Origin of the sequence: Tautonia sp. JC769 (assembly GCF_040717455.1) — a bacterium.
Classification (GTDB): Bacteria; Planctomycetota; Planctomycetia; order Isosphaerales; family Isosphaeraceae; genus Tautonia.
This window is the reverse complement of sequence record NZ_JBFEFH010000019.1, coordinates 88,194-110,450: the sequence shown is the minus strand read 5'-3', so window position 1 is coordinate 110,450 and position 22,257 is coordinate 88,194. Positions and strand designations below refer to the sequence as shown.

Below are 22,257 nucleotides of genomic sequence, written 5' to 3'. Positions count from 1 at the left end.
AGCGCGATGAGGGGGAGAAACGGAGGGGCGTCCCCGGTACGGCCGGCGTTCACCCTGATCGAATTGCTGGCCGTGATCCTCGTCATCGGCCTGCTGACGGCCATCGTCGTGCCGGCGGTACAAGGGAGCCGCGAGGCGGCCCGGCGGCTCCAGTGCATGAATCACCTGAAGCAGATCGGCCTGGCGCTGAACCACTATGGCTCGCTCCACGGCTACTACCCGGGCTACCTGACCCCGACCTATCGCAGGGCACACGGCGTCGTGTCGGCCCATGCTTACAGCCCGTTGGCCCGGCTCCTGGCGCAACTGGATCAGGTCCCGCTCTACGACGCGGCGAACTTCGAGCACGAGACGCGGTTGCCGGTCGCCGAGTGGGCGAATCGGACGGTGATGACGACGACGGTCGAGGTCTTCCTCTGCCCCTCCGACGCTCAACCCCGCGTGCCGGGCTTCGGGAGGGTTAATTATCGGTTCAACGTCGGCCCGACGCCGCTCAGCGCGGGGGGGCCCCCGTTCCCGTTCTCCCAGTCAGGACCCTTCACCGCGCATCGGTTCCGGAGGCCGGCCGAGTTCCGCGACGGCCTGTCGAACACGATCGGCGTCTCCGAACGCGTCCAGGGGGACTGGACCCGCGACGTCTTCGACCCGAGCGGCGATTACCACCTGCGGACCGGCTTCCGCGAGGTGACCGACCCCGACGGGGCGGCGCGGCTCTGCGCGTCGCTGGGGCGGGGGATCGTGCCGGCGGAGTCGCGGTCGGGCGAGAGTTGGTTCCTCTCGGGCTATCACTGCACGAATTACAACCATTGCCAGGCCCCGAACGCGAGCGACCCCGACTGCGCGTTCGGGGGCGAATCGTACCGCAGCACCCTGCTCTGGGACCGGGTAAGGCGCTGGGGGGTCTTCACGGCGAGGAGCCGGCATCGAGGCGGGGTCAATGCCCTCTCGATGGACGGGAGCGTCAGCTTCGTGAGCAACGGGATCGCGCTGCCGGTCTGGCGGGCGAAGGCGACGTGCTCCGGGGGAGAGGTCGGCGAGCAGCCGTAACGGGCGACCGCGACCTGCCATTGGCGATGGGAGCGGCTCTGGGTGCGTCTTCGATGACTCGACGGCACCCTACGAAGGGTGGCATGAAACGCAGAGAGGGCCGTGCGCCCCCGGGCCGGGCTCGCGTCGAGGGCGATCCGGCGCGGAGGGCACGGCCCTCTCGCAAGCATTCGGTCGGCGGGAATCAGGACGGGGGTGCCCTTCGGATCCCGCCGACGCGATGTCTTGAAGGTTCAACGGCTTCGATCAGAGGCCGTTGAATTCGAGCGACTCGATGCGGGCACCGGCGGCGGGGACGGTCAGCTCGACCGAGCGGAGCGGGCTGATGCCGACGGCCTCGAACGGGACGAAGGCGCCGCCCTCGGGGGAGGCGTCGACGATCAGCGAGGCGACGGTCAGCGGCAGGCCGTTCTCGACCCGGATCGTGGTGCCGCCGTTGGTCGAGCCGACGCGGCGGACCTTGACGAAATGGTTGGCGACGGCCCGGTCGACGGCCGAGACGAGGATCGCGCCGTCGAGCGAGGTCGAGGGGACGTCGATCGCCAGCTTGGTCGAGCCGCCGTGGACCCACTCCTGATCGCGAGCGACGCCGTGCACGGCCACCCGGCCGGTCGTCTGGCTGTCGGACGAGGCGACCAGGGTGACGACCAAGGACAGGGCCGGGCCGGCCGCGGCCGGGGTCTCGCTGCCCCGGACGACCTGGACGGGCAGGCCGAAGAGGGTCGCGCCGTCGAGCGAGTCGGCCAGGCGGTCGGCGTGCTCGGCCAGGTCGCCTTCGCCCTGGACCCGGACGAAGACGCGATTGGCGGTCAGGTAGGCCGGGTCGACGAGGTCGCCGGCGGTCGAGGCGTCGAGGGCCTCGAGGAAGCGGTCGGCCAGGGCGAGTTCCCACTTGTTGGCCAGCTTCGGCGCGAGGCGGGCGACCTGGGGGACCGAGAGGCCGTTGCAGGCGTGCCACATGACGACCTGGGCCACCCGGCGGCCGGTGCCGAGGGTCGCCAGGGACCGCAGGGCCTTCTGCACGCGGGGATCCGGGGTGTACTCGGCCACGTCCATCAGCTCGAAGCGGTTCGAGGGCTTCGGGTCGGGCAGGCCGTAGTTGAGGCAGACCGCCGGCAGGGTGACGGCGACGTCCTGGCCGGCCGGGACCGTGACCGCGTCGACGGCCGAGGAGCCGGAGACGGCGATCGAGCGGAAGCCGGGCAGGTTGGCCGGGGCCAGCGAATCGAAGCGACCGAAGGCCTCGGGCTGGTTGGTCGGCGTGCCGAGGCCCATGCTCTGGAACTGTCCGGAGGCCGCCGAGGCGACCAGGCCGGGGGGCAGGACCACGTGGAGCCGCTGGTTGGAGGTGTTGCGGAGCCGGAGCTCGACGCGGTCGTTGCCGGCGCCCCGGGCCTCGACCTCGAGGGCCCCGGTGCGCTGGGCGCGGAGGATGTCGACGGTCTCGCCCAGCAGGGAGGCGCCGGGCAGGGGCTCGGTCGGCTCCTGGGCCCGGAGCATCGGGCCGGCCATCGCGAAGAGCAGGCCCGCGGCCGCCCCGGCCCGGACCAGGTCACGCAGTCGCCAGTACATGAATACCACCTCTCGGAGGGGAGCGGGCCGCCCGGCCATTCGCGGAAGCGAGCCGGTCGAGCCCGGATCGTTCCAAAAGGGCGTGCGGTGGGGTGATGTGGACCAGTAAACGGGGGCTTCGGCCACCTTCCGGCGGCGCCGGTCCCACCGGCGCAGAAGCCCCATCCTCATCCCAAGGGACGCCCCGCGCCCCCTGGAGATTCAATCCGCTTGTGTCATCTTCCCATCGGCAGCCGGGGGGCCCGGGCTTTCCCCAAATCCCCGAGTTGCCCGGGAAGGGGTGGCCTGGGCGTTCCGGAGGTCGGGGGAAAGAGGACGATTGACCGGGGGCGGCGTGCTCATTAACATTTGGATCGCTCACCGGTTAGGGTGAGTCCCATCGATTCGGAATCGAGCCCGAGCCGCTCCGGGATCTTCTCTCCCAAAGGGATCGGGTGCGTCGCATCGGCTCCAGGGATGTTGAGCAGGGAGACGCCATGAGTCTGGGCGAAGGAGGGGGCGAGGGCGGCCTGGGGTTCGAGACCCTGGAAGGCTACTCGTGGCCGACAATCACGCAATTCTCCGTCTTCCTGGAGAATCGCGTCGGGCAACTGCTGGAACTGGTCCGGTCGTTCACCGGCACGAAGGTCCGGATCGCCGGGCTCTCGATCGCCGACTCGGCCGATTGCTGCATCGTGCGGATCATGCTCAGCCACAGCGAGCAGGGGCGGGAGATCCTCCAGAAGTCGGAGCTGCCGTTCGCCGAGAATGAGCTGCTCGTGGCCGAGCTGACCGCCGGCTCGCGGACGCTCGGCGACATCTGCACCGCCTTGCTCCAGGGGGAGGTGAATATCCACTACGCCTACCCGTTGATCGTCCACCCGCACGGCCGGGCCGCCGTGGCCATGCACATCGACAACGTCGAGCTGGCCGGGCAAATCCTCCGCGACACCGGGTTCGAGGTGATCTGCGAGGCCGACTTGCGGACCTGACCCGGCGTGGGGTTCACGGCCGAGACGTCGGAGGGGGCCCCGCCTCCCGATCCTCCGACGCATGATGTGGATCTCCCGATGGCGGGGCGGAGCCCCTGCGACGGGGACGGCGTCGCGGGTCGGGGCGAACTTCCATGAAAAACGCCCCCGCGGACGCGAGGAAACCCGCGACCGGGGGGCGGAATCGGCCTCTGAGGGGCTCGAACCCGATCGGCGGGTCGAGGGCGAGTTCGGCTGGCTCCGAACAGGTCGTCGGCCCGGGGTTCATCCGAACGGGTCAATCGAATTAATTGGCCAGCGCCTCCTCAAGGGCCTCATTGCGGTCGGGCAGGCTCGCCTGGATCTTGCGGATGGCCTCCTGATAGGCGTTGGCCACCTGCTCGTTGTCCCAGTCGACCATGCGGCCGGGATAATCCTGGAGCTTGCCCCACTTGTTCAGGTACGGGAGCAGGCCGACCTCGTGCCGCTGCTCCTGGTCCTTGACCCAGGCGAACAGGGCCCGGCCGCTCCGGGGGGGAGTGCCGACGATGCCGTTCGATGCACCGTTGGTGTCCGATCGGGGCGACCGTTCGCGATCGCGATCCGATCGGGGCGACGGGGTCGGTTCCTGCGCCGCCGAGCCCGAAGGGGCAGGGGCCGAGCCCTCAGGCGCCGCCACGGCGACGGCGGGGGAGGCGGCGGCGACCCGCTCCCGGACGAACTCGGGGACGCCGTCGCGGTAGAGGTAGCGGGCGACGCCGAACTTGACGGCGGCACGCTTGAAGGCGTCGCTGTAGCCGCTCTTGTCGTCGTCCCCCTGGTCGGACATGCCGGCGTAGCCGCCGGCGTCGGACTTCGACAGCGTCGTGCCGTCGGGCAGCCGGATCGTCAGGGTGCAGAGGACCGAATGCTCGGACGGCTGATAGGAGTCCCACCAGTTTTCTGGCCCCAGGACACTGTCGAGGCGGTTCATGGCCGTCCGGGCAGTGATATAATGGAGCTGTCGGCCCGCCTGCGGACGGACCTTGACTTCGTGAGCGGCAAACGGCGCGGCGAGGGCCGCGAAGAGGTCGGGATACTGAGTCATGGATGTCTCGCCCCCCGGAGGATCGGACGATCCGGCCGCACGAACGTAAGTCGTGATCTCGAAAGGCCGAACGCCGCCCTCGCTGAGAAGAACCACCGGGTGCATCGCCGGACTCCGGGGCAGTCAAGTCGCCCCGAAACTGGATCCGACTGCCGGGGCGATCGGCGGGCATCCCGCCCCATCGCCTCCAGGTGTACAAACGATACCAATTCCGGGACATGGTGTCAATAGGTTCAGTATCGCGACGAGAAAAAGGGCCGGGGACGATGGGATTGGCGCGGAAAGTGTGATCGTGACGACGGGAGCGGAAATCGGTCGCGATCGGGCGGTCTCACGCCATCGGCCCGCGGGTGATGCTAGGAGAGAGGACCGGGGCCGTGCGTGGGCCTCGGCCGAGGATGCACCAAGAGATTGACACCTCCACACACGACATCTAAAGGAACCGAACCTTGATCTGGACGCTTGTCGCTTCCGTGATGCTGGCGCCGCCGAGCCTGGACGCTCCGAAGGGGTTCGTGCCCGGGTCGGCGGAAGATCGGGTCGTGACGGTCGGGCAGGAGACGCGGTCGTTCCGCCTGTTCGTCCCGTCGGGGTGGTCGCGCCCCGCGCCGGCGATCTTCGTCTTCCACGGCGAGGGAGGGACCCCGGACACCATCCAGAATTACGCGAAACTCGACCCGATGGCCGACGACCGCGGCTTCGTGCTGATCTACCCGAAGGGTGAGGGGAAGAACTGGAATTACGATTCCGGCGCCCCGATCGTCCGCAACCGGGGCTTCGCCTCGTTCACCCGCCGGGACGGGCTCGACCCGGAGATGGACCGGCGGTTCGACGACGTGGCGATGGTCCGGGCCATCGTCCGTGAGCTGGCGGCCGAGGGGCTGATCGACAGCAGTCGGGTCTTCGCGACCGGGATCTCGAGCGGGGCGATGTTCTGCCATCGCCTGGCGGCCGACGCCTCGGACGTGGTCGCGGGCGTGGCCCCCGTCTCCGGGGCGATGACCGACGTGGTGGCCGGGCGTTTCGACCCGCCGCACCCGGTCTCGCTGATGGCGATCATCGGCGAGGACGACCCCTTGATGCCGGTCGGCGGGGGGCCGATCGCCGGCCTCCTGCCCCAGGACCGAGGGCGGGTCGCCCCGGCCGACGAGACGATCGCGGCCTACCTCGCGGCCAACGGGATCACCGGCGAGCCGGAGGTGACGACCCTGCCCGATCGCCCGGAGGACGACGACACGACGACCCGCGTCTATTCGTATCCGCCGGGCGAGGGCGGCACGCTCGTCGAGATCTACCGGATCGAGGGGGCCGGCCACAACTGGCCCGGGAAACCCTCGAACTATCACGTCGAGATGGTCGGCAAGACCAGCCAGGACTTCGACGGCAGCGCGGCCGTCCTCTCCTTCTTCGACCGCTGCCCGCCGAAGCAACTGCCCCTGGAGATGCCCGAACTCGGCGGCGGCCAGTGACGATCCCGGCCGTCGGCGGTTGACGGTGCGTTCGAACCCGATCGGAATTGCAGGGCAGGTGCTTCGGCACCTGCCTTTTTTTATTGTTTAGGCACGGTTCCCCGCGGCCGTCGCCCGATTCGGCGGCATCCGATCGGAACACCGGTCGAGACGCCCAGACCCGATCGCCTCGAACGGTGGCCTTCGGGAGTTTCGGGCACGGGTCAGAACACGGCCCCGTGGCAACCGACGGCGGGCATCGAGGATCGTCATCCGGGCAATTCGGCACGAGGGGATGCGATGCGACGGTGCAATCCTCCTCGGCCATGTTCCCTTGCGCTGGCGAGGACGTGGAGTAAAGAGGAGAAGGGGGGAGGGGCGGCATCGAGGGTTCGAGTGCCCCGACATGCGAGCGTCGGTCCGGATCGGGCGGCGGACGAGGTGAGCGATCGTATCCCGAGGGCGGGCGACTCCGGACGAGGATCGGCAAGAGGCCAGGGGGGGAGGGCCAGGCCAAAGGGGGTGGGCTGGGACGAGACGATCAAGGGTCGTCCCAACGAGAACAGGGCCGGCCCCCATCGTCTGGACGGAGGGGCCGGCCCTGGAGGCGGATCAAGATGTTCGGTCGGGGCGGCGACGGTCAGAAACCGCCGGGGCCGGAGACGCTGAACTCGTACTGGTTGAGCTTGAGCGCCAGGAAGAGGCACCCGATGATCATGGCGCCGAGGGCGACACCGAGCAGGACCACGAAGATATCGCTGCGGGCCTGCTGGACGTAGACGCCTCTCCCACCACCTCGGGGGGCGGCGACGGCCTGGGAGCGAGAGCCCCGGGACCGGCCTCCCGCCTTAGCTCCGCGGCTGGATCTTGCCTGCGACACTGTCACCCTCCATCACCTTGCGGCCCAAGTTGGAGAAGATCAGGCGGCCGACGGCCTTATCGGCCTCGGTCAGCGTGATCCGAACCTTACCGATGTACTGGGGAGAGTCGCCGGTCCGGAACACGAAGTATTCCTGGCCGGTCGTCACCCCGTCGTCGGATCCGAGCGAGATTTCGAGGTAGTCGTTGGCCACGCGGAGCACGCGGCCCTCGATGTCGGGGGAGACCTGGGTCCCCTGGGCGGCCAGGCGGACCTGCTCGGGATCGGCGGGCAGGCCGCGCGATTCCAGGTAGTTCTGGTAGTCGGCCAGGGCGTTGCGCAGGTCTTCGTTGTTCTGGGTGGCCGTGTTGAGCTGGCGTTCGAGCAGGAAGATCCGCTCGTCCAGCTCGGTCTGCCGGGCCGCGTAGTCGTTGGCGACCTTCTGGGCGGCCTGGAACTGCTCGCGGAGCTGCTGGGCCTCGGCCGTGGTGGCCTGGGCGAGCTGCACCTGGGTCTGCGTGGTGCGCTGGGCCTCCTCCACCTGGGTGCGGAGGCTCGTGATGTCGGTCTGCAGCGTGTCGATCTGGTTGCTCAGCGAGGTGCTCTGAGCGTCCAGCGTGGCGATCCGAGCATCGCGGTCGTCGATTTCTTTCTGCAGCGCGGTCTTCTGGGCCGCCAGGTCATTCTGGGCGGCCGTCAGCTCCTGCTGCAGTTGGTTGCGTTTCTCGGTCACCGCCTGGTGCGCTGTCCGCCAGTTCGTCGAGGCGGTGAAGACCACCGTCGACAACGCGAGGAAGAACAGGGCGAAGGCCAGGATCACGATGACGAGGATTTTCCCGACGAACGTCATGGTCCCATCCCGTTGCGATCGGAGTCAGACGGTCGGCCGCCCGGGCCTTCTGGACGTCGCGCCTCGAGAGCATCTCGGCGGGGCGTTGGAACGATTGGGGGGCAAGACCGTGGAGTGGGTGGAGGTGAACTCGACCGGAGCGGCGAGCGACCCGGAATCGGATCGACGCAGTACAAAACCGCCCTTGCCATCGCCTTTGCATTCTAAGCACTGAACAAACCGACTCGCAAGTCACCCACAGGAGACGACTTCCGTGATGGGGCCGCAGTGCGAAGGAGCGAGGCGAGGCAGAAAACGATTCTCGATGCGGTTCGGGCCGACAGGGTGCCGCGATCGCTGTCCGACCAGCCGGACTGAGCCAACTCTACCCGACCAACCGGGCGGCGGCAAACCGGCCACACCGTTCAGACGACCTCCGGGGCCATTTGGTTCCGACAGCTTCGGCAATGGCGGCAAGAACCGCACGACCGGCGGGGGATCGGCGGATCTTTTTCGAGAAACCGTCCAGAAACCCGACGCCGGGGCCGATAACTGATCTGGTCCTTCGTGCCCGCTCCGAGTAGAAAGAGGCCCGCCAGCCGTGATTGAGCCCTCGCGAGTTTCTCGATCCCTTCCTCGGCTGTCCTTCGCGGGGCAATCACGGGATGATCGAGCGCGCCGGGGTTCTGGGCGGCCGGTGCCGAAGCCCGACATGAGGTCGGGCCGCGGGGTCAGTGATCTGAGGCTTGTCCAAGGAAGGGCCGGATGTTCGATCCGGCATGCCGCACCCCCTCTCGAATTCTCCCCTCTTTCCTCGGCGCATCGCACCACGGCCCTCGCCGTGGTCGGACCCGCCCCCCGGTCGATCCGTCAGGCCCGAGTGGCCCGATCCGGGATCGAGCATCGGGAACGGGTTGCGGATGCGATCGCCTCTCGTCTCACATCCTCGCACTCGGTGGTTTCCCGGCGCCGGCCCGTCAGGCCGGTGCCCCCCGCGTCGGGCCGCTTGCCCGACGGCGAGGGAACAATCGCGGCCGATCTGCCCGATCGATCCGGAACGATCCTGCCCCTGCCTTTCACGGGCGGTCAGGCGTCGCTCTCAGGCCGAGCGAGGTGGATTGCTGCCCGGGAAGAAGGAGTCCTCGCGGCATGACCACCGCCCCCTTGCTGCTGACCTTGGTGCTTGCGATCATCCCCGGCCCCGGCCCCTCGGCCTCCGCCGCTCCCGGCGGAGCCGAGCAAGGTGCCCGAGGCCCGTTGATCCTCGACTTCCATGCCGAGTGGTGCCCGCCCTGCAAGCAGATGCGCCCTCGGGTCGAGACGCTCATTGAAAACCGTTATCCCGTCCGATCGATCGACGTCGACGAGCACCCGGAACTGGTCGAGCGGTACGGGATCGAAGGGGTCCCGACCTTCGTCATCGTCGACGCCGAGGGCCGGGAGCTGACGCGCCGGGAAGGGCTGGTCGAGACCCGAGAGCTGGCCGACCTGTACCGAGAGGCGGCGAAGCCGACCCCCGTCCGGGAGGAGGCCCGGCCTCCGGTCCGGGCCGCCTCGAACGCGGCGGCCGCCCCCTCGCGGTCGAACCCCGACCCGTGGGCGACGGTGGTTCGAATCACGGTCAAGGACCGCGGGTCGCTCGGGTTCGGCTCGGGGACGATCATCGAGAGCACGCCGGAGGAGTCGATCATCCTCACCTGTGCCCACATCTTCACGGTCAAGGGGCGTCAGCCGAGGCCCGACCAGTTCAACCTGCCGGTGCTCGTCGAGCTGTTCGACGGCAAGCTGGGCGGGCCGGGGGGCCAGACCGTCCGGCCGCAGGGCAAGCCGATGCCGGGCGAGGTGATCGACTACGACTTCGACCGCGACGTGGCCCTGGTCCGGATTCGCCCCGGGTCGGTCGTGCCGTCGGCCCGGGTCGTGCCGGAGCACTGGCGGGCGAAGGCCCGGATGAGCATGTACACGGTCGGCTGCTCGCACGGCGAGGACGCGACGGCCTGGAACACGGTGATCTTCGCGCCGACGTCGCGCTACCAGGTGCCGGGCAAGCGGAATTACGAGGCGATCGAGTGCCAGCACTCGCCGAAGCAGGGGCGGTCGGGCGGCGGCCTGTTCACCGAGGACGGCTACGTGGCCGGCGTCTGCAACTTCGCCTTCGACCCGTCGGTCGGCCGGGGTTTGTACGCGTCGCCGGGCTCGATCTACGCGATCCTCGACCGCAACGACATGTCGTACCTGTATGAGTACCGGGCGCCTCGCGGCCCGCAGCTCTCGGTGGCCGACAACTCGGGGAGCCCGGCGGCCCGCCAGGAGGCCCCGCAGGATTACACCTACCGCCTGCAGAACGGCGGGGAGGACGAGGCCATCGCCGTCGCGAACTCGGGCCGGGGCGACCGGATGCTGAACGTCGACCCGATCGTCGTCCCCCGCCCCGAATTCCTCGGCATCCAGGTGCCGGAGGCGAGCCTGGAGCCGGCCCGAGAGGATCGGCCGCGGGCCGGGGTGAAGCCCGAGCTGGCCACCGGCCGCGCCGATCGGCCGGGCCGATCGGCCTGGACGCCGGTGGTCCCGGGCAGCTCGACCGGCGGCAGCCGGGTGGCCTCGGGGACGGCCCGCCAGAGCAACCGGCCGACGTCGGCCGATGCGTCGGGGCGTTCGAACCCCTCGCGACCGGCCGGCGAATCGCAGCGGTCCTCTTCTCGAAGCGGCTGGTCGACCATCGGCAGCCGGGGGGGCTGATCTCGGCGGAGGACGGCACGGCGGAGGGGCCTCGCCCCTCGGGCCGATCCGCGTGCTCGCCCCCGGAAACCGGCCGGCCGATCGACGGGGGCTGCGGGCGAGGGACGCTCAGTCGGCGGCGGGTTGGTCGGCCGGCGTCGTCGTGAGGAACCGACGCCGGGCGACCTCGGAGATCGCCACCACGGCCGGGTGCTTCAGGCGACGGTCGATCGAGATGGCGTAGAACTGCTCGCGGACCGAGTCGATCCGGCCGACGAGCCGGACCTTGTACTGGTCGCAGACCTCCCGGGCGATGACGGCCGGGGACGGGAACAGGCCGAAGCCGGAATGGCCGAAGGCCTTCATCAGGGCGCTGTCCTCGAACTCGCCGACGATCCGCGGGCGGAGATTCTCGGACTCGAACCAGTGTTCGAGCGAGCGTCGGACGGCGGTCTGCTCGGCAGGTAAGAGCATCGGGGCGCCGTCGAGGGATCGGGGGAAGTCGTCGGCCAGGGAGTCGGCGAGCGCCGGGGGGCCGAAGATGGCCACGTCGCTCTCGCCGAGCTGGTGGTTGTAGGCCCTGACCGCCGCCCCGGGGGCCAGGGGGACGTCGGAGAGCACGACGTCGAGCCGGTGGCGGGCCAGGTCGCCGAGCAGCTCCTCGACCGACCCCTCGGAGCAGATGATCCGGACCGGCTCCTCCAGGCGGAGGGCCGGTTCGAGCAATCGGGCGACGACCAGCTTCGACATGGCGTCGATGACGCCGACGGCGAGCCGCAAGGGGTGGCCGGCCGGCCGACCGGAGATCGTGTCGCGCAGCTCCCGGCCGAGCGAGAAGATCTCGTCGGCGTAGCGATAGGCGACGCGCCCGGCGTCGGTCAGCACCAGGCCGCGCCCCTCCCGGGCGAAGAGGCCGAGGCCGAGCGAGCGCTCGAGGGCCCGGATCTGGGCGCTGATCGTCGGCTGCGAGACGTCGAGCTGCTCGCAGGCGGCGGCGATACTCCCCTCGCGGGCGACCATCCAGAAGTAGAACAAGTGGTGGTAGTTGAGCGCTTCCATGTCAGAGAGACTAAACGATCTACTCGATGATTCCCAGGGGACTCTTCGAGGAAACCGATCGAAGACTCATCGAAAAATTCGATGAGTCGCCAACGAAAGTTTCTCTTGTCGTTTGGATTGGAGCGTCCCACAATACGGCGCGGCCGGACATCGTCGTGTTTGGGCATCGCAACACGGTTCAATCCAAGGCGAGGGTCACGAGAGTCGTCATGCGAGTGATGGTGCAGGGCTTGGGAATTCCGGTGGACCCGGCGTTGCGATCGCACGTGGAGCGTCGGGTGGGATCGGCGCTGGGGCGGTTCGGCCCGAAGGTCGACCGGGTGACGGTTCGACTGTCGGACGCGGGGAACTCGGCGGTGCCGGGGGTCCGCTGCGCCGTGACGCTGTCGATGGCCGACGGCCTGGTCAAGGTGGAGGACAGCGGCGACGAGCCGTTCGAGGCGGTGGCCCGGGCGATCGACCGGGCCGGCCGCGCCCTGGTGCGCGAGGTGGAACGCCAGCATGAGGTCCGCGAGGGGATCGGGCTGGGCCCCGGTTCGTCCTCGCTCGTCGATCGCGAGCCGGAACCCATGCCGTCGACACCGGGTCGGCCGCGTCTGAAGCGAACCCCAACGGGAGGCGAGGATGAGCTGGGCCACCGACGACGTGCTTGACGCCTGTACCGAGGCCGCGGGCCTGGAATACGACCCGGTGCTGGGCCGGCAGCTGTTCTACCAGTCGGAGCGGGAGTTCCAGGGTCCGGCCGATCAGGCCTGGCTGGCGCGCCTCGCCATGATGGGCAAGCATTTCGGCCTGCGGATCACGCCGTCGCGGTGGTCGATCCGCGAGGCGATCGCCTCGGCCCGGCCCGACATGCCGGTCGTCACCTTCGTCCCCGGCCAGGACGGCGGGCTGGGCACCTGGATCACCCTCGTCGGCCGGAAGGGCAAACACGCCCGGCTCGCCGCCCCGGAACGCGGCGGCTCGGGGGCCGTCGTCTCCGAGAAGGAACTGGCCCGGCGCCTCGGGCTGGGCGATCCGAAGGCCGCGGTGTCCTGGGCGATGGTCCTGCCGCTCGCCCCGTGCCACCCCCTGCGCGATCCCGACGCCGATGAGATGTACGCTCACGGACACGGGCACGGGCATGGCGGGGGACATGGGCATGGGCACGGCGGGGGGCACGGACATGGGCATGGGCACGACATCTCGCCGGTCCGACGCCTGATCGGCCTCCTGCGGATCGAGGCGAAGCGGGACCTCTGGGTGATCGTCGCCTATGCGGTGGGGGTCGGGATCCTCTCCCTGGCCACGCCGCTGGCGGTCGAGGCGGTGGTCACGACCGTGGCCCTCAACCTGCTGCTCCAGCAGTTGATCGTGCTGACCCTGATCCTGCTGGCCTGCCTCGGGCTGGCGGCGATGTTGCGGGCCTTGCAGACCTACATGGTCGAGATCATGCAGCGCCGGATCTTCGCCCGGGTCACGGCCGACCTGGCGTACCGCCTGCCCCGGGTCCGGATCGACGCCTACGACCGCAACCACGGGCCGGAGCTGGTGAATCGGTTCTTCGACGTCCTGATCGTGCAGAAGGTCGCGGCCCTGCTGATGCTCGACGGCATCTCGGTCGTCTTGGGGGCGGGGATCGGCCTGATCGTCCTGGCCTTCTACCACCCGTTCCTGCTCGGGTTCGACCTGATCCTGCTCATCGCCATGACCGGGATGATCTTCCTGCTCGGCCGGGGGGCGATCCGGACGAGCATCCAGGAGTCGGTGGCCAAGTACGAGGTGGCCGGCGGCCTGGAGGAGATCGCCCGGACCCCCTTGACGTTCAAGGTCGACGGCGGGGCCGATTTCGCGATGGACCGGGCCGACGCCGCCACCCGGCGCTACCTGTCGGCCCGCCGCCGGCACTTCGCGATCGTGATGCGTCAGGTCATCTTCGCGCTGGCCTTGCAGGCGATCGCCAGCTCGGCCCTGCTGGGGCTGGGGGGCTACCTGGTGATCCAGCAGCAGCTGACCCTCGGGCAGCTGGTGGCCGCCGAGCTGATCATCGCCACCGTCTTGCTCTCGTTCAGCAAGCTGGGCAAGCATCTGGAAGCCTGGTACGACATGATGGCGGCCATGGACAAACTGGGGGTCCTGGTCGACTTGCCCCTGGAGCGGCACGACGGCGAGCCGCAGCGCGAGATCCCGGAACAGGGGGCGCACCTGGTCCTGCGTCACCTGTCGTACGAATACGAGAATCACCGGTCCGTGCTGCACAACATGGATCTGGAGGTCAAGCCGGGCGAACGCCTGGCGATCATCGGGCCGAGCGGTTCGGGCAAGAGTACGCTACTCGACCTGATCTACGGCCTCCGCGCCCCGACTCACGGGGCCATCGAACTGGACGGGACGAACACCCGGGACCTCCGGCTCGAATCACTCAGGGCCGAAGTGGCGATGGTCAAGGGCCTGGAGATCATCGAGGACACGGTGCTGGAGAATGTCCGGGTCGGCCGGCTCTGGCTCTCGCTCAGCGACGTCCGCCGGGCGCTCGACGCGGTGCGGCTGCTGGAAGAGGTGATGGACCTGCCCGACGGCCTGCACACGATCCTCTCGAGCAACGGGGCGCCGCTGTCGCTCGGCCAGTCGCGCCGGGTGATGCTCGCCCGGGCCATCGCCGGGGACCCCCGCCTGCTCGTCATCGACGAGGGGCTGGACAGCATCGACCTCGATGCCCGCCGCAAGGTGGTGGAGACCCTGTTCGACCGCGGCGCGCCGTGGACCCTCCTGATCGTCTCGCACGGCCAGGAAGTGGTGACGAACTGCGACCGGGCGGTGATCCTGGCCGACGGGCACATCGAACACACCCTTGAGATGGCCGGCGGTCAGCGTCGGGACCTCGAAGACTGGTTGAAGGAGACGCAGCTATGTCGTCTGAGCTGAGACCCCAGGAGACGGCCGCCTCGACCCGAGCGACGGCCACCCGGATGGCGGAAGGGGGCATGCTGGCGACCGATGCGGCCATGCTCCCGGCCGAGGTCCCGACCCGACGCGCCCCGATGCGGCGGCCGGCCAGCGGCTTGCCGGCGATCCGGCCGCGCCCGGGCCTGCCGGCCCGGGCCTTCGACGCCGGGTCGCGGATGCCGGCCTTGCATCAGGTCGGCACGCCCAAGACGGCGCGCCGGGTGGGGATGGGGGTGATCCTCGTCTGCCTGGTCTTGCCGTTCGTGATGATCTGGGTCCCCTGGCGGCAGTCGGTCTACGGCGACGGCCAGGTCACGGCGTTTCACCCGCTCGACCGGGAATATCAGGTCTTCTCGCCGATCTACGGCCGGGTGGTCGAGTTCTACGTCAACGAAGGGGACCGGGTCGAGGCGGGCGAGATCGTCGCCCGGGTCGAGAACATCGACCCGCAGTACATCGAGACGCTGGAGCAGCAGAAAGAGCTGGCCGTCCAGCAGCTCGAATTCGCCAAGCAGAAGGTCGAGACGTATGAGGCCGCCCTGACCCAGAAAGAGGCCGAGAAGGAGCAGTCGGTCTTCGAGGCCGAGGCGATGATCGACGGCGCCGAGGAGAAGATCAACGAGGCCAGGCAGAAAGTCGCCGAGACCGAGACCGACCTGAAGGGCTACAAGTGGAAGTACGAGCAGGTCCGCGCGCTTTACGAGCGCGGCCTGGAGGCGGGGCAGGCGGTCATCGCCGCCGAGCAAATCTATCGGACCACCGAACAGAAGCTGAGCCAGACCGAGGCGGCGTTGGAGCAGGCCAAGCAGGCGCTCGAAGGCTACGAGGCGAAGCGCAACGCGGTGGAGGCCAAGGCGATCGCCGAGGTCGAGAAGGCCCGGAGCGACATCCAGAACGCCCAGGTCGAGGTGCAGAATTACGAGAACAAGAAGCAGGAGATGCTGGTGAAGATCCGCCAGCAGGAGCAGGGGACCCGGGTGGTCAGCTCGCAGGCGGGGACGGTCTTGCGGATCCTGACGAACGTCGGCGCGGGTGCCCAGGTCAAGGACGGAGACCCGCTGGCGATCATCATCCCCGACACGCCCCGGCTGGCCGCCGAGATCTACCTGCCCGGCCGGGACGTGCCCCTGGTGCACGCGGGCGACCCGGTCCGGCTCCAGTTCGAGGGGTGGCCGGCCTTGCAGTTCATGGGATGGCCGTCGGTCGCGGTCGGCACCTTCCCCGCGAAGGTGGCATTGGTGGACGCGAGCGAGTCGCTCAAGGGCCGGTTCCGGATCCTGGCGGTCCCGGATCTCTCGGGTCCCGAGCTGAGCGTGTACGACCTGAACGAGGCGGGCTTCTCGGTCGGCAGCACGGTCACGGGCCTTGAGTCGGGGGCGACCGGGACCGTCGCGGCGGTGGAGATTAATCCGGAAGATTCGGGCGAAGGACGTTTGACAATTACCGGGATGAGTGGCGAATTCCTGCCTGACGAGCCGATTCAAGATGAGCGGGATGGGCTGGCGAGGGTCCGGAGCCCCTGGCCGTCTCGCGAGTATCTGCGTCAGGGGGCTCGGGCCAACGGCTGGGTGCTCTTGCGAGAGGTCCCGCTCGGCTTCGAGATCTGGCGTCGGCTCAACGGGTTCGCCCCGGTTGTGGCCGATCAGGAGCCTTCCGCCAAGGACGGCGGGGGGGCAAAGGACGACAAACCCAAGGTGAAGAGGCCGAAATGACCCGCAGGATGCGGAGGCTCTTCGTCAGGATCGCGGCCGGGTTGATGGCGATCACCCCGGCCGCGGTCGCGCAGGACTACCCCGGCTTCCAGGGAGCGGACGGCTCCGCGGGAGCCCAATTGCCCTTCTCCCTCCAGCCCGACCTGACGCCCGGCCCCCCCCGGGCGATGGGGATCTCCCCCTTCGGCCAGCCCTTGCCGCCGACGATGCTCTCGAACCCGATGAGCGGGCCGCCGCAGGCGATGGGAGAAACCTTGTTCCGCCCCGGCCAGCAAGGCACGTTCGTCCCGTTCATGCCGGGCGTCGCCCCCGGCGGGGCCTTCCTGCCGGGCCTCTTCCCGGGGACGCAGGCCCCGTCTCCCCCGGCGCTCGGCTCCCAGGACCAGAACCTCCTGCTCCTGCCCGGCCTCTTCGGCCGGGGGGACGAAGGCCCGGCCGACGCCCCCCCCTCCGACGAGCCGTTCACGCTGCCCGAGGTCGAGCAGCTCCAGGCCGGCACGGGAGAGATCCCGCGCGGGGCGCCTCGGATCGACGGCCGGCCGGCGGGGCCGCCCTTGATGCTCCAGGAGGTCCGGGTCTCCTCGGAGCGCCTCTACCCGCCGTTCCTGGCGGTCCTGGAGGGGAGGAACCGGGCCGATGGGGCCGTGCAGTCGTCGATGGGGTCGTTCGACCTGGCCCTCAACGCCGACTCGCGGAACTACCCGCTCGGCTACTACGACCGGGCCGTCCACAGCGTCTTCCTGACGCAGCCGATCATGAACTCGGGCGGCAAGGCGTTCACCGGCTACCGCCTGGCCTACGGCGATTACCCGACGTATTACAACTACCTCAACACGCTCGGCGGCGGTGCCTTCGTGTCGGGGTTCGAGCAGCCGCTCCTGCAGAACCTGCGGCTCGATGCGCGGCGGGCCCGGCTCTTCCAGGCCGAGATCGAGCGTCGGCGGGTCGAGCCGGGGATCCTCCGGGAGCGGATCACCCTGCTCCGAGACGCGGCGAAGGCGTACTGGGCCTGGGTCGCGACCGGCCAGGTGTACGCGATCAATCAGAACCTGCTCAAGATTACCCAGACGCAGATGGCCACGCTGATCGAGCAGGCCCGGCCGGAGATCGGCCGGGTGTCGCAGATCGACGTGATCGCGTTCCAGAACGTCTTGATCCGACGGCAGCAGCAGCTCGTCGACGCCCGGCGGAACTTCGAGCAGGCGTCGATCACCCTCTCCTTCTACCTGAGGGACGAGCGGGGCCTGCCGTCGATCCCGGCCGCGGACAATATCCCGCTGGCCTTCCCCGACGCCCAGCCGCCCGACGCCTCGCAGGTCGAGCAGGACGTGGCCGTGGCGTTGAACCTGCGGCCGGAGGTCTTCGACCTGATGCTCCAGTACGACCGGGTCCGGATCGACCGCGACCTGGCCCGGAACCTGATGCTGCCGTCGTTGAATTTCTACGTGTTCACCGAGCAGAATGTCGGGGATCGGCAGGTGTCGCTCCGGGGGGACTTCCGGCCGTTCATCCTGGAGGCCTCGATGTTCTTCGAGGTCCCCCTGCAGCGCCGACTGGCCCGGGGCCGGGTCCGGACGGCCGAGGCGGAGATGCGGCAGATCTCGGCCCGGACCCAATTCGCCCGCGACACGATCCAGAACGACGTGCTCCGCGAGGCGGCCAACCTCCGCGCCGCCTACGAATCGCTGCAATACCTCCGCAACGTCGAGATCGTCACGCGGCAACTGGCCGAGGCCGAGCGGACCCGGCTGGAGATCATGGCCGCCTCGCCCTTGCTCTTCTTCGTGATCTTGCAGCAGCAGGTGCTCGACGCCCAGGTCAACCGCGTCTTGGCCGAGGGGCGGTACTTCTCGGCCCTGGCCGATTACCGGGCCGCAGTCGGCCTCGACGCCGTGACGCCCGAGGTGGCGATGGTCGCCCCGCCGACGATCCTGCCGGAGGTCGATTCGGCCCCGGCCCCCCCCTCGATCCCGAACGCCGCCCTCGGCCCGGACCCGATCCCGGCGCCTCCCGATGTCCTGAGGGAAGACGGGGCGGGGCAGGGGATGGGCCTCCCCGGAGCGGGCGATCCGGACGCCAACCCGCCGGGGGCCCCGAACCCGGCCGACCCGGGGCAGGCCCCGCAGCTCCCCGACGCCCTGCGCGACCCCGATCCGGATCCTGCTGCGCTTGATCCCACCCCTTGAGCGTCAGGACGCCTCGGCCCGCTGTGCTTCGAGCGCCTCCCAGCGCTCGAAGCACGAGGCGAGTTCCCGTTCGAGGGCTTCGAGCCGGGCCTTGGCCGCGGCGATCTGCTCGCCGTCCTGCTTGTAGAATTCGGGAGACGCCATGGCCTCGTGCATCGTGCCCAGTTGCGTCTCGAGGTCCTCGATCCGGGCGGGCAGGGCGTCCAGCTCGCGTTGGTCCTTCGAGCTGAGCTTGCGGGGGCGAGCCGGGCGAGCCGCCGCGGCCTTCGACGACGAGGAGGAGGGGCGCGGCTCCTCGGCCGGCGTCTCGACCTTCCGCTGGCGGACGAAATCGTCGTATCCGCCGTCGTATTCCCGGACGGCGCCCCCGGCCTCGATCGCCAGCGTGCTGGAGACGACGTTGTTCAGGAAGGCCCGGTCGTGGCTGACCAGGAGCAAGGTCCCGGCATACGAGACGAGCAGACTTTCGAGGAGTTCCAGCGTTTCGAGGTCGAGGTCGTTCGTCGGCTCGTCGAGCACGAGGACGTTGGACGGCCGGGTGAAGAGCTTCGCCAGGAGCAATCGGCTCCGCTCGCCGCCGGAGAGGACCTTGACGAGCGTCCGGGCCCGGTCGGGGGCGAACAGGAAATCCTGCAAGTATCCGAGCACGTGACGCTGGCGGCCGTCGACGGTGATGGTTTCGTATTCGCTCACATTCTGCTGGACCGTCTTGTCCTCGTCGAGCGTCGCCTTGAGCTGGTCGAAGTAGGAGACTTCGAGGTTCGTCCCGAGACGGATCGAGCCCGATTGCGGTTCGAGCTGGCCGAGTAAAAGTCGCAGCAAGGTCGATTTGCCGGCGCCGTTCGGGCCGATGATCCCGACCTTGTCCCCCCGCATGATCGTGGTGGTCAGGTCCCGGATGACCGGGCGGTCGTCGAAGGCGAACGAGACGCCCTTCGCCTCGATGACGAGGGCCCCGGAGCGGTCGGCCTCCTGGGCCTGGATGCGGGCGACCCCCTGGCGATCGCGGCGGGCGCGATGGGCCTCTCGCATGGCCTTCAAAGCCCGGACGCGCCCCTCGTTGCGGGTGCGGCGGGCCTCGATCCCCTTGCGAATCCAGGTCTCCTCCTGGGCGAGCCTCTTGTCGAAGAGGGCGGCCTGCTTCTCCTCGGCGGCGAGCTGCTCCTCGCGTCGCACGAGGTAGGTGGAGTAATCGCAATCGAACACATAAAGATGGCCGCGGTCGAGTTCGACGATCCGGGTGGCCAGGGTCTCGAGCAGGGCGCGGTCGTGCGTGACGAAGAGGATCGTGCCCCCCCAGCGGATGAGGAAGTCTTCGAGCCATCGGATCGACTCGATGTCGAGGTGGTTCGTCGGCTCGTCGAGCAGGAGGATGTCGGGGTCGGCCACGAGTGCCGCCGCGAGCAGGGTCCGGCGCTTCATGCCCGACGACTGGGAGTCGAACGGGGCGTCCGGGTCGAGGCCGATCCGGGAGAGGATGGCCAAAACCCGGTGATCGAGCGGTCCGAGGGCATGGTCGTCGTCGGGCAACCCTTCGGCCACCAGCTCGGCGACCGTCCCGGTGCGTCCCTGGGGGACTTCCTGCGGCAATCGTGCGATGCGAAGCCCCGAGGCCCGGATGATCTCGCCGGAATCGGCCTCCAGCTCGCCCGAGATCAGGCGGAGGAGCGTGCTCTTGCCCTCGCCATTGCGGCCGAGCAGGCAGACGCGGTCCCCCCGATCGACCGAGAGATCCGCGCCGTCGAGGAGTCGAGGGCCGCCGAACGACAGGACCGCGTTGCGAAGGCTGAGCAGAGACATGGGGAACCCGGGCCCTGGACGATCGAACAAAGGCTGACGATGGCCCCCCAGCGTATCACATCCGAGGACCGTGCTTCGAGCCGAGCTTGGCCAGGCGCCCGGGAGTCTCGGCTTCGTGGAGCATCTGCCAGAGTCGCCGACAGGGGATCGGTCCCGGCCCCCTCTCCCCGCAAGCGCGGGCGAGGGCCGGGGTGAGGGGTCCTGGGAATGGATGCAAGGCATGGCGTTCAGGCCAGCGCCCCCTCACCCGGCCTGGCGGCCACCCTCTCCCCCGAGTCGGGGGAGAGGGTTGAGAGCGTTCTCTGCCGCCGTATTCTTGCCCGCCCGGGGGGAGAGAGGGGAAACCGCCCGAGCGTCGGCGGATCTGCCGGATGAGCCGCTCAGTGTTCGATCGCGGCGGCGACCCGATCCGGCTGCTCGGCGTGCGAGCCGGGGAGGTCGCGGCGATCGACCGCCCGGCCGCCGGCGAGCCGGACGGCGCAGCCGAGGCCGAGGGCCGCCAGGACGACGATCTGCAGGAAGACGTCACGGAGCGAGGCGTTCATGGCCAGCCGGACGACGTCCAGTTGCTCGGGTGAGAGCTGCGCGTGCGTCTCGGGCCGGAGGGCGGCGGCGACATCGACGCCCGAGCTGCCGCCGAGCCGCCAGGCCAGTTCGTGCCCGAGCGTCGCACCCAGGAGTCCGACGATCACCGCACCGCCGATCATCCGGGAGAAGATGACCGCACCGGTCGCCGCCCCGCGACGCTCCCAGGGCACCGAGTTCTGCACCCCGAGGATGTAGCTGAGCGAGGTCGGCCCCATCCCGAGGCCGATCACCCCCATGCCGACGAGGAAGGCGAAGCGGCTCGAATCCGGCCAGATCGTCCCGGCCACCAGGCCGATCGAGCCGAGGGCGATCAGGACCGAGCCGACGACCGCCGTCTTGCGGAATCCCCACTGCGGGACGAGCTTCGCGGCGATGAAGACGCTGATCGACCAGGCCGCGAACAGGGGCATGATCGACCGGCCGGCGTCGGTCGCCGAGCCGCCGCGGACACCTTGCACAAAGAGCGGGACATAGGTATCGATGCCGATGAGCAGGCCGCCGATGACGAAGCTGCCGAGGATCGAGGCGGCGATCGCCGGCTGGGCGAGCAGGTCGATCGGCAGGATCGGGTCGCTCGCCCGGCGTTCGTGGCGGATGAAGACGGCGATCAGGGCGGCCGCCAGGGCGAGCAGGAGCAGCTCGTGCTCCCACGATCGCCCCTCGCCGCCGAGGACCGCGATCAACAGCGCGGCCGTGCCGCCGGTCAAGAGCGCGGCCCCGGTCCAGTCGAGCGGCTTCGGCTCCCGCTCGGCCACCGACTCGCGGACCCGGGTCGCCAGGATGACCATCGAGATCAGGCCGAAGGGGACCGAGACGAAGAAGACCCACCGCCAGGAGAGATGGTCGGTGAGCACCCCGCCGAGCGCCGGCCCGGCGATGCTGGAGATCCCCCAGACGGCGCTAAAAAGCCCCTGGACCCTGGCCCGCTCCTCCAGCGAATAGAGGTCGCCGAGCAGGGTGATGACGATCGGCGCGACCGCCCCGGCGCCGATCCCCTGGAGCGTCCGCATGGCGATCAGCTCGGGCATGCTCCGGGAGAGTCCCGAGAGGATCGAACCCAGGGCGAAGACGCCGAGGCCGAAGAGCAGGACGCGCTTGCGGCCGAGGCGGTCGGCGAGCTTGCCGTAGAGCGGCGTCGTGATCGTCGAGGCGAGCAGGTAGGCCGAGAAGACGAGGGCGTAGATCTCGACCCCGTTGAACTTTGCGATGATCGTGGGCATCGCCGGCGAGACGACCGTCTGCTCCATCGCCGCGACGGCCATGGCCATCATCAAAGCGACGGTGACGATCCGCCGGTTGGGGAAATGGGCCTCCCCGGAACTCGCGCTCGGCTCCGCCTCGCTGTCCGCATCCGCTGCCATCGTTGCATGCTCCCCATCCGGGCCGGTCCGTGACGATTCATCATTCTAGGACCGAGGCCAAGGGGGGAAGGTTCGAGGCCCGCGGATTTCCGGGCGCGGGCACTCGCAAGCTGGGG

General features: G+C 69.4%; 14 protein-coding genes. 8 read left to right on the top strand and 6 right to left on the bottom strand.

The features are described from left to right. Positions 1–6 precede the first annotated feature (6 nt). On the top strand, positions 7–1,047 hold the full coding sequence (locus AB1L88_RS18280) for a DUF1559 domain-containing protein (RefSeq protein WP_367098122.1): 1,041 nt from the start codon (positions 7–9) through the stop codon (positions 1,045–1,047). Positions 1,048–1,293: 246 nt separating this feature from the next. On the opposite strand, the gene AB1L88_RS18275 is transcribed toward AB1L88_RS18280, so the two are convergent. After that, the gene (locus tag AB1L88_RS18275; RefSeq protein ID WP_367098121.1) at positions 1,294–2,619 is read right to left on the bottom strand and encodes a hypothetical protein; all 1,326 of its coding nucleotides are present in this window, start codon (positions 2,617–2,619) and stop codon (positions 1,294–1,296) included. A gap of 476 nt (positions 2,620–3,095) precedes the next feature. On the opposite strand from AB1L88_RS18275, the gene AB1L88_RS18270 reads away from it, so the two are divergent. After that, the gene (locus AB1L88_RS18270; protein WP_367098120.1) at positions 3,096–3,590 is read left to right on the top strand and encodes an acetolactate synthase; all 495 of its coding nucleotides are present in this window, start codon (positions 3,096–3,098) and stop codon (positions 3,588–3,590) included. Positions 3,591–3,876: 286 nt separating this feature from the next. Here AB1L88_RS18270 and AB1L88_RS18265 read toward each other — a convergent pair whose 3' ends face one another. Further along, positions 3,877–4,656: a Rad52/Rad22 family DNA repair protein gene (locus tag AB1L88_RS18265; protein WP_367098119.1), complete on the bottom strand. Its 780-nt coding sequence runs from the start codon at positions 4,654–4,656 to the stop codon at positions 3,877–3,879. A 449-nt stretch (positions 4,657–5,105) separates the two neighbouring features. Here AB1L88_RS18265 and AB1L88_RS18260 point away from each other — a divergent pair, with 449 nt between their 5' ends. Further along, positions 5,106–6,125 carry a PHB depolymerase family esterase gene (locus AB1L88_RS18260; RefSeq protein ID WP_367098118.1) on the top strand — a complete coding sequence of 340 codons (1,020 nt, stop codon included), beginning with the start codon at positions 5,106–5,108 and terminating at the stop codon, positions 6,123–6,125. Between the two features lie 827 nt (positions 6,126–6,952). Here the strand turns inward: AB1L88_RS18260 and AB1L88_RS18255 are convergent. After that, positions 6,953–7,813, bottom strand: a complete 861-nt coding sequence (locus tag AB1L88_RS18255) for a hypothetical protein (protein ID WP_367098117.1) — start codon at positions 7,811–7,813, stop codon at positions 6,953–6,955. Positions 7,814–8,941: 1,128 nt separating this feature from the next. Here AB1L88_RS18255 and AB1L88_RS18250 point away from each other — a divergent pair. Then, a complete protein-coding gene (locus AB1L88_RS18250; RefSeq protein ID WP_367098116.1) occupies positions 8,942–10,531 on the top strand; it encodes a thioredoxin domain-containing protein in 1,590 nt (529 codons plus the stop codon). Positions 10,532–10,639: 108 nt separating this feature from the next. Here the strand turns inward: AB1L88_RS18250 and nhaR are convergent, their stop codons facing one another. Beyond that, positions 10,640–11,569: a transcriptional activator NhaR gene (nhaR, locus tag AB1L88_RS18245; protein ID WP_367098115.1), complete on the bottom strand. Its 930-nt coding sequence runs from the start codon at positions 11,567–11,569 to the stop codon at positions 10,640–10,642. Positions 11,570–11,778: 209 nt separating this feature from the next. On the opposite strand from nhaR, the gene AB1L88_RS18240 reads away from it, so the two are divergent. Genes AB1L88_RS18240 through AB1L88_RS18225 form a run of 4 tightly spaced genes read left to right on the top strand, consistent with a single transcriptional unit; the run spans position 11,779 to position 18,392 of the window. Then, on the top strand, positions 11,779–12,222 hold the full coding sequence (locus tag AB1L88_RS18240) for an HPF/RaiA family ribosome-associated protein (protein WP_367098114.1): 444 nt from the start codon (positions 11,779–11,781) through the stop codon (positions 12,220–12,222). After that, positions 12,194–14,473 carry an ABC transporter ATP-binding protein gene (locus AB1L88_RS18235; protein WP_367098113.1) on the top strand — a complete coding sequence of 760 codons (2,280 nt, stop codon included), beginning with the start codon at positions 12,194–12,196 and terminating at the stop codon, positions 14,471–14,473. Before AB1L88_RS18240 ends, AB1L88_RS18235 begins: the two co-directional genes overlap by 29 nt. Then, complete coding sequence (locus tag AB1L88_RS18230; protein ID WP_367098112.1) at positions 14,458–16,206, top strand: HlyD family efflux transporter periplasmic adaptor subunit; 1,749 nt, start codon at positions 14,458–14,460, stop codon at positions 16,204–16,206. Before AB1L88_RS18235 ends, AB1L88_RS18230 begins: the two co-directional genes overlap by 16 nt. Beyond that, entirely contained in the window at positions 16,203–18,392 is a 2,190-nt protein-coding gene (locus AB1L88_RS18225; RefSeq protein ID WP_367098111.1) for a TolC family protein, read from the top strand. The genes AB1L88_RS18230 and AB1L88_RS18225 overlap by 4 nt, the downstream gene beginning before the upstream one ends. Positions 18,393–18,395: 3 nt before the next feature. On the opposite strand, the gene AB1L88_RS18220 is transcribed toward AB1L88_RS18225, so the two are convergent. Together AB1L88_RS18220 and AB1L88_RS18215 are read right to left on the bottom strand one after the other, a co-directional pair. Next, entirely contained in the window at positions 18,396–20,192 is a 1,797-nt protein-coding gene (locus tag AB1L88_RS18220) for an ATP-binding cassette domain-containing protein (RefSeq protein WP_367098110.1), read from the bottom strand. Between the two features lie 380 nt (positions 20,193–20,572). After that, on the bottom strand, positions 20,573–22,141 hold the full coding sequence (locus tag AB1L88_RS18215; RefSeq protein ID WP_367098109.1) for an MDR family MFS transporter: 1,569 nt from the start codon (positions 22,139–22,141) through the stop codon (positions 20,573–20,575). Positions 22,142–22,257 lie beyond the last annotated feature (116 nt).